Source organism: Hyphomonas sp. NPDC076881, from assembly GCF_050269995.1.
Taxonomy (GTDB): Bacteria; Pseudomonadota; Alphaproteobacteria; order Caulobacterales; family Hyphomonadaceae; genus Hyphomonas.
Genome location: NZ_JBNNJJ010000021.1, coordinates 33,558 through 41,142, shown reverse-complemented (window position 1 = coordinate 41,142; position 7,585 = coordinate 33,558). Strand labels below are relative to the sequence as shown.

Below are 7,585 nucleotides of genomic sequence, written 5' to 3'. Positions count from 1 at the left end.
TCCCTAGAGATGCGATGGGCCGTTACTCCCACCACACCCCATCCTCCGGGGCGACCTCCCCCCAAACCGAACGGTACCGGCGCGGCTCCTGTGGGAAGGATGCGTGGAGTTTGCGCGGGTGGGGGACCCGGGTGGATAAGGTTTCTTCGCGCATGTCATTCCGGACGGCCCGCAGGGCCGGTCCGGGACCTTGGTGAGGATGGCGCAAGAGCGGAGAGAAGGTCCCGGCTCTGCAGCCGCTGCGCGGCCTTGGCCGGGATGACATGGGGGTGTGTGAGAGGCACGTACAAATCGCTGCGCGATTTCTCGGAGGGGGCGGGGCGTGTTGGATAGCGGCGCGCGTATCCTCACTCTTGCAGCCCTCACCTCCCATTGCTGTGCAATGGGCCCCTCCTCTCCCGGAGGGAGAGGGGTTTTGCGGTGCGCTTGAGGTAAAGTCCCAACCCCTCTCCCCCCGGGAGAGGCTGCGGAGGATTAGCGTTTGCCCTGCAAACGCCCGTAGCAGGCCGCGTCCGGAGGGCGTGGGAGGTGATGGGCCTAGCGGCCCGCGTTGAGAAAAGCGATGATGGCTTCGGGGAAGGCCGGGTCGCCGACGGCGGAGAGGTGGGTGCCGCTGAGTTGCACATAGTCTGCCCCCGGAATGATCTCTGCGAGCGTCGGGCCGGAGCCGTTGTCGAGATCCTGGTCGCCGGTGAGGATGAGGGTGGGGATCGTGAAGGTTTCGAGCAGGTCTCGGCCGGTATAGAGGCGGGCGGCGAGGGCCGCGCGGAAGCCTTCGAGGGTGCCGCCGGTGGCCTTGGCGCGGGCCTTCATGGCTTTGGCGGCGGGCGTGTCTTCGCCGGCGATGGCGGCGTCGAGCGCGGCGCGGAAGGCGGTGTTGCGATCGGTGTTGGCTTCATCGGCCGCCGCGTCTCCGATGCCGCCGAGGATGAGGCGTTCCCCATCGCGCGAGAGAAGATGATAGCGCAGGGCGCTGAGCGCGCCCATCGAATAGCCCACCACGCCATAGGGCTTTTGCCCGAGGTGTTTCGCCAGTGCGATCTGGTCGCGGGCGATGGCATCGCGCGGCCAGGGGGCGCCTGGATCTGCCACCGGCGAGGCGCCATGGCCGCGCAGGTCCGGCGCGATGACGCGGTAGCCGGCCGCCGCGATCTTCTGGGCGATGCCGGGGCCGAACCAGTTCACCTCCGCATTGCCGCTGAACCCGTGCAGCAGCAGCACGGGGCGGCCTTCACCGAGGGTCTGGTAGCCGATGGCCGTGCCATCGAAGGAGGCGAAGCTGTGGGCGGCGGGTTGAGGCATGGCCCGCTTGCCTCAGCGTTCCTTGGGGTCGAGCGCGTCGCGCAGGCCATCGCCGATGAAGTTCAGACAAAGGAGGGCGACCGACATGACGCCGGCCGGAATGAGCAGCATCCAGGGCTTGTCTTCCATCATCCTGGCGCCGTCGGAAATCAGCACGCCGAGGGAGGTCAGCGGCTCGTTCACGCCGAGGCCGAGGAAGGAGAGGAAGCTCTCTGCCAGAATCACCACGGGAATGGTGAGCGTGACATAGACGGCCACCGGGCCGATGACGTTGGGCAGGATGTGGCGGAAGATGATGCCGCGGCGCGAGACACCGGCGGCGCGGGCCGCCTCGATGAACTCCTTGCCCTTGATGGCGAGCGTCTGCCCCCGGACGATACGGCTCATCGTCAGCCATTCGATGGCGCCGATGGCGGCAAAGATCAGCACGATGTTACGCTCGAACACGGTGAGCAGGAGGATGACGAAGAAGATGAAGGGCAGGGCGTAGAGCACATCGACGAAGCGCATCATCAGATTGTCGATGCGGCCGCCGAGATAGCCTGCCGTGGCGCCCCAGGTGACGCCGATGACGAGGGAGACGGCGGTGGCCACCACGCCGACGAGCAGCGAGATGCGCAGGCCGATCATGGTGCGCGCGAAGAGATCGCGGCCCTGAAGGTCTGTGCCGAAGATGTGCCAGTTCTCGAAGGTCGGGTTGATGGTGCGCAGGTCTGAAATGGTGCGGTAGTCGTGGACCCAGACCATCGGGCCGAAGACGGCGATGAGGACGAGGAAGCCGAGGATCCACATCGAGACAACAGCGGCGCGGTTGCGCAGGAGGCGGGCGCGGGCATCATCCCACAGGGAGCGGCCCCCGGCGATGGCGGTCTTGACGGCTTCGACGCGGCCGGCCGGGTCAAGCATGGGGTCGATATGCGCCATCAGTCGTATTTCACTTTCGGATCGAGCATCGCGTAGAGGATGTCTGCGACGAGGTTGAGCACGATGATCAGGGCGGCGTAGACGATGATCGCGCCCATCACGAGCGTGTAGTCGCGGTTGAGGGCGCCATCGACGAAATAGCTGCCGAGGCCGGGCAGGCTGAAGATCTTCTCGATCACCACGGAGCCGGTCATGACACCGGCCATGGCCGGGCCGGCATAGGAGACGAGCGGCAGCAGCGCGGAGGGCAGGGCATGGCGCACGATCACGTCGCGCTCGGCGAGGCCCTTGGCGCGGGCGGTGCGGATATGGTTGGCGCGCATCGTCTCGATCATCGAGGCGCGCATCAGGCGCGAGATGATGGCGATCTGGGGGAGGGCGAGGGTCAGTACCGGCAGGGTCATGTTATGCCAGCTCATGCCGATGTTTGGCCATGTGCCCAGGCCGCCGACGGCGAAGATGCCCGCGCCGAGGGAAAGAAGCAGGATCAGGATCGGGCCGGTGACGAAGGTGGGCACGGAGATGCCGAACATGGCAAAGCCCATGACGCCGTAATCGGCCGCCGTGTTCTGCCGGAGGCCCGCGAAGATGCCCAGCGTGGTGCCGACGATCAGGGCGAAGACCATGGTGAGGGCGCCGATGGTCATCGAGATGGGCAGGCCATCGGAGATGAGATCGTTCACACTCTTGCCGAGGGTTTTGTAAGAGGGGCCGAAATCGCCCTGAAGCACGCCGCCGACATAGCTGAAATATTGCTCGTAAAGCGGCTTATCGAGGCCGAATTTTGCGGCGATGGCCGCCTCGGTGGCGGGCGGGAGCCGGCGCTCCCCATCGAAGGGACCCCCGGGCGCGGCCCGCATCATGAGGAAAGCCACCGTGATGATCGCAAGCATCGTAGGGATTGCGATCAGCAGGCGCCGGAGCGTATAGCCCCACGGGATACGTCCAAAGGCGCGCTGAAGCGTTGTCACAAGTAAAAAAGCCTCTTGTCACAGTGGGTTGATAAGGCTCAGGCCATCAGCCAGCTTGGCAGGGCCCCCAACACTCCTTAGCTTGTCGGGCAGACCGATCAAGCGATGGCTGCAGGAGCAGGAGAATTTAGAGTATGGCTGACATCCGCCGGGTCACTCCCGACTTTGCCGTTGCGCCGCAGATTTCCGAGGCGGACGTGGAAAAAATTGCCGCTGCCGGCTTCAAGACGATCATCGCCAATCGCCCGGATGGGGAAGGCGGCGTGGACCAGCCGCGCATGGGCCCAATTCGCGTGAAAGCCGAATCCCTGGGGCTGACATTCGCGGCCCTGCCGTTTTCCGGCGCGCCGACGCCTGAAATCGTGGAGCGGATGGCCCAGATCCTCAACGAGGCGCCTCAGCCGGTGCTGGCCTATTGCCGGACGGGCACACGCTGCATCACGGCCTGGGCGCTGGTCCATTCCGGGCAGGGCGCCGGGGAGGATATCATTGAGGCCGCCGCCGGGGCGGGGTATGATCTCTCCAGCCTGCGGGAACTGCTGTAATTGCAGGCAGGATCACACTTGTGCCGCAAACCGGGTGTTGATGCCGGGCGTGAGCCGTGCAAGGGCTCTCACCGTTGAGAATCCGCCCGAGAGGCGTGTCAGGAGTAGAGCGTATGTCAGGTCGCCTCTGGACCGATGATTTCAAGCTCGAAGCGGGAGCCATCCTCGTCAAGAAGACGGGGCACCGGATTGTTCCCGACCTGGCCCTGGCGCACAGCATCTTTATCTGGTTCTGCTTCTATTTCTTCGTGCAGAACTGGCGCACCTGGCGCCTCCTCACCGGCCATAAACGCCCGACCATGGCGTTCTATCCCGACAAGCCGCGCCCCTGGTATTTCATCTGGTCGGTGATGCATGTGTCCGGCGCCAAGCTGGTGGACGACATTTCTACCGCCGACATCGTGATGCAGTTCGACGATTCCACCGAGACGGCCAATGACGTGCCCGCGGTGAAACCGGGCGCGCATGTGCTGAACTTTGGATGCACCGACATTTCCAAGTCCCGCGTGGCGGCCGCGTTCGAGAAAGCCAGCGGCGAGTCGCTGGCCGTGAACCCGACGACCTTTGCGGGCCGGATGGTCGAGAAGTCGGAAATGAATGCGGCCCATGACGGCCGTATCCTGGAACGGCCGCTGGACGCGCCGGTGGAAGGCAAGACGTATCAGCGCCTGATCGACAATGAGATTCCCGGCGGGCTGGTGGAAGACCTGCGCTGCTGCCTGGTGGGCGGCAGTCCGGTGATCGTGTTCCGCAAGCGCCGCCCGCTGGAGCGCCGCTTCCTCAATGAGAATGTGCAGGTGCTGCTGGACGAGCCGCGCAACTGCTACTCTCAGGAAGAGATCAAGATGATCGAACGTTTCGCCGCCGAGATCGGCCTCGATTGGGGCGGAGTGGACGTGCTGCGTGACCGCGCGAGCGGCAAGATTTTCATCGTGGACGCGAACAAGACCGATATGGGGCCGCCCGTGGCCCTGAAGCTGGGCGCCAAGCTGCGCGCGACCCGCCGCATGGCCCGCGCCTTTGCCGAGAAGTTTGCCCCCCGGAAGCGCTGATCCGACCCCAGACTTTTCTGCCGGAGGCAGACATGCCCATTCCTTTCGTCCGTGAAATCAAGTTCGAATACGGACGTGTGGATCAGGTGTCTCCGCTGGTGCGCCGCGTGATCGCGAACAATCCCGGCCCGTTCACCTATACCGGCACCGGTGTGTTCATCATCGGCCAGGGCGACGTGGCGGTGATTGATCCGGGGCCGGATCTTGCCGAGCATTTCGAAGCGCTGAAAGCCGCCCTTGAAGGCGAGACGGTTACGCATGTGCTCGTCACGCATGGCCATTCCGACCACGCCCCGCTTGCCCGCCCGCTGGCGCAGTGGGCCGGTTGCAAGACCTACGCAAAACATCGCGGCATCGAAACCGCCGCCGATGAAGGCGGAGAGGGCGGGGCCGCCTTTGTGCCCGATGTGGAACTGGCCGATGGCGATGTCATCTCTGGTCCTGGCTGGACGCTGGAGACGATCGAGACCCCTGGCCACACGGCCAACCATATCTGCTTTGCCCTGCGCGAAGAGAATGCCTGCTTCACCGGCGACCATATCATGGGCTGGTCGACCACGGTGGTCTCCCCGCCCGATGGGGATATGGGCGCCTATATGGAGAGCCTGGAAAAGATCCGCGCACGGGGCTTTGAAACGCTCTGGCCGACGCATGGCGAAGGCGTTCGCGGCAAGGCGTTCGTGGACACGTTCATCGGTGAATATGCCGCCCACCGCCGGGCGCGCGAGGCCGCGATCCTTGGCCAGATGAAGGCCGGGCAGACCAGCATTCCGGATATTGTCTCGGTGCTCTATGCCGAGGTGGACAAGCGCCTGCATCCGGCCGCTGCGCTGAGCGTGCTGGGCCATATGATTGATCTGGTGCGCCGCGGCGCCGTCATCACGCCCGACAGCGCCCCGACCACGCGGTCTCGCTTCGAGCTTGTCTGAAAAGCAGTAAATTGCGCGCCTGACCGGCCTGCAGGGCATGAATAACGCTGATGCGGGAAAGCTGCGCAGCGCAAATCAAGGCTGCGTGTTCTCTGCCGGTAGGACTTTGCATTTCCGCCGGGGTCTGGCACCAAACCTGACAAGTTCGACAGATTGTCGATGATCAGGTGTTTGAGGAGGTGCCGATGAAAATGAAATCCCTGCTGGCTGGCGCGGCCAGTGCGATCATGGTGGTGGCGCTGGCCGCCTGTGGCGGTGGCGGTTCGGGCGGCGATGTCCCGACGCTGCGCCGGGGTATTTCGGCCAAGGTCGACACGCTGGATCCGCACAAATCCTCCGCCGCCTGGGAGAACATTATCATCGGCGACATGATGATCGGCCTGACCACGGATGACGCCGACGGCAAGCCGGTTCCCGGCATGGCGGAGAGCTGGGAGGTCGATGACACGGGCACCGTCTGGACCTTCAAGCTCGGCGATTACACCTGGTCGGACGGCACGCCGGTGACGGCAGAGGACTTTGTGTTCGCTTTCCGCCGCATCCAGGATCCGACGGTTGCTTCCCAATATGCCTCGATGCTGTGGCTGGTGAAGAATGCCGAGAAAGTGAACAATGGCGACCTGCCGCCCGAGGAAATGGGCGTGCGGGCGATCGACGAGAAAACCTTCGAGATCACCCTGGAATATCCCGCGCCCTACCTGCCGGGCCTGCTCTCTCATTACACGACCTTCCCGGTGCCGCGTCAGGCGGTGGAGACCTATGGCGATGCCTGGATCCAGCCGCAGAACATTGTGGTGAACGGCCCCTATAAGCTGGTCTACTGGCGCACGGGCGATCAGCTGGTGGCGGAGAAGAACCCGACCGGCTTTGGTGCGGCGGAGGCCTGTTTTGACCGTGTGGTGTATTTCGAGATCGAGAATGAAGCCGCCTATGAGAACAAGATCTCGGCCGGTGAACTCGACATCAACAATGCTTTCTCCGGTCCGCGCCAGAGCGAGATCGAGGCGAAGTTTCCCGGCTGGGTGCGCACCGGGCCGGGCCTCTTGACCACCTACTGGACCTTCAACCAGCAGCGGGCACCCTTCAATGATGTGCGCGTGCGCAAGGCGCTCTCCATGGCGCTCGACCGGGAATTCATGGTGCGCAATGTGATGACGCCCGGCTTCCAGGCGGCCTATTCTTTCGTGCCGCCGGAGATCAGCAATTATGATGTGCCGCGCCCGCATGTTTCCTGGGAGAGCATGCCGCGCGCCGAGCGCCTGGAAGAAGCGCGCCGCCTGCTGCAGGAAGCCGGCTTTGGCCCGTCCAACCCGCTGCGCTTCGAATTCACCCACCGCTCGACCGGCGACAATCCGAAGGTTGCCCCGGTGGCCCAGCAGAACTGGGCCGAGATCGGCGACTGGGTGCAGCCGGTGATCGTGCGCCAGGATACCAAGGTGCTCTATGCCCGCCTGCGTCAGAACGACTTCCAGGTGTCAGATGCCGCCTGGCTGGCCGACTTCGATGATCCGATCAACTTCCTCTACCTGCTGCAGTCGACCACCGGCCAGCAGAACTATGGCCGCTATGCCAATGCCGAGTATGACGCGCTGCTGGCCCAGTCGAACCTGGAGCTGGACCTGCAGAAGCGCGCGGAAATCTTCGCCAAGGCCGAGGCGGTGATGCTGGAGGAGTATCCGATCACGCCGATGTGGGTGCAGGTGACGCAGAACCTGGTCGACCCCGCCCTGACCGGCTGGGAAGACAACGCCAAGGACATCCACCGCTCGCGCTTCCTCTGCCGCGACGGGATGAACGGCGGCTGATGCCGGGGAGGGGGCTTCGCGGCCCCCTCGCTCATCCGCTTCAAGCCGGGCTTTTCC

7 protein-coding genes are annotated in these 7,585 nt (G+C 64.4%); 4 read left to right on the top strand and 3 right to left on the bottom strand.

Annotation, left to right across the window (positions count from 1 at the left end; all coding sequences use genetic code 11):
- Positions 1-537: 537 nt before the first annotated feature.
- The 3 genes from ACQKI2_RS17420 to ACQKI2_RS17410 are packed head-to-tail and all read right to left on the bottom strand — an operon-like array spanning position 538 to position 3,197.
- Entirely contained in the window at positions 538-1,302 is a 765-nt protein-coding gene (locus ACQKI2_RS17420; protein WP_427380894.1) for an alpha/beta fold hydrolase, read from the bottom strand.
- Positions 1,303-1,314: 12 nt separating this feature from the next.
- Positions 1,315-2,226, bottom strand: a complete 912-nt coding sequence (locus ACQKI2_RS17415; protein WP_427380893.1) for an ABC transporter permease — start codon at positions 2,224-2,226, stop codon at positions 1,315-1,317.
- Positions 2,226-3,197 carry an ABC transporter permease gene (locus ACQKI2_RS17410; protein ID WP_427380892.1) on the bottom strand — a complete coding sequence of 324 codons (972 nt, stop codon included), beginning with the start codon at positions 3,195-3,197 and terminating at the stop codon, positions 2,226-2,228. The genes ACQKI2_RS17415 and ACQKI2_RS17410 overlap by 1 nt, the downstream gene beginning before the upstream one ends.
- A 134-nt stretch (positions 3,198-3,331) precedes the next feature.
- Between ACQKI2_RS17410 and ACQKI2_RS17405 the strand changes: the two genes are divergently transcribed.
- The 4 genes from ACQKI2_RS17405 (at position 3,332) to ACQKI2_RS17390 (ending at position 7,528) form a co-directional block, all read left to right on the top strand.
- On the top strand, positions 3,332-3,742 hold the full coding sequence (locus ACQKI2_RS17405; protein ID WP_427380891.1) for a TIGR01244 family sulfur transferase: 411 nt from the start codon (positions 3,332-3,334) through the stop codon (positions 3,740-3,742).
- 113 nt (positions 3,743-3,855) lie between these two features.
- A complete protein-coding gene (locus ACQKI2_RS17400; protein WP_427380890.1) occupies positions 3,856-4,794 on the top strand; it encodes a hypothetical protein in 939 nt (312 codons plus the stop codon).
- Positions 4,795-4,826: 32 nt separating this feature from the next.
- Complete coding sequence (locus tag ACQKI2_RS17395) at positions 4,827-5,723, top strand: MBL fold metallo-hydrolase (RefSeq protein ID WP_427380889.1); 897 nt, start codon at positions 4,827-4,829, stop codon at positions 5,721-5,723.
- A 185-nt stretch (positions 5,724-5,908) separates the two neighbouring features.
- On the top strand, positions 5,909-7,528 hold the full coding sequence (locus ACQKI2_RS17390) for a peptide ABC transporter substrate-binding protein (RefSeq protein ID WP_427380888.1): 1,620 nt from the start codon (positions 5,909-5,911) through the stop codon (positions 7,526-7,528).
- The last annotated feature ends 57 nt before the right edge of the window (positions 7,529-7,585 follow it).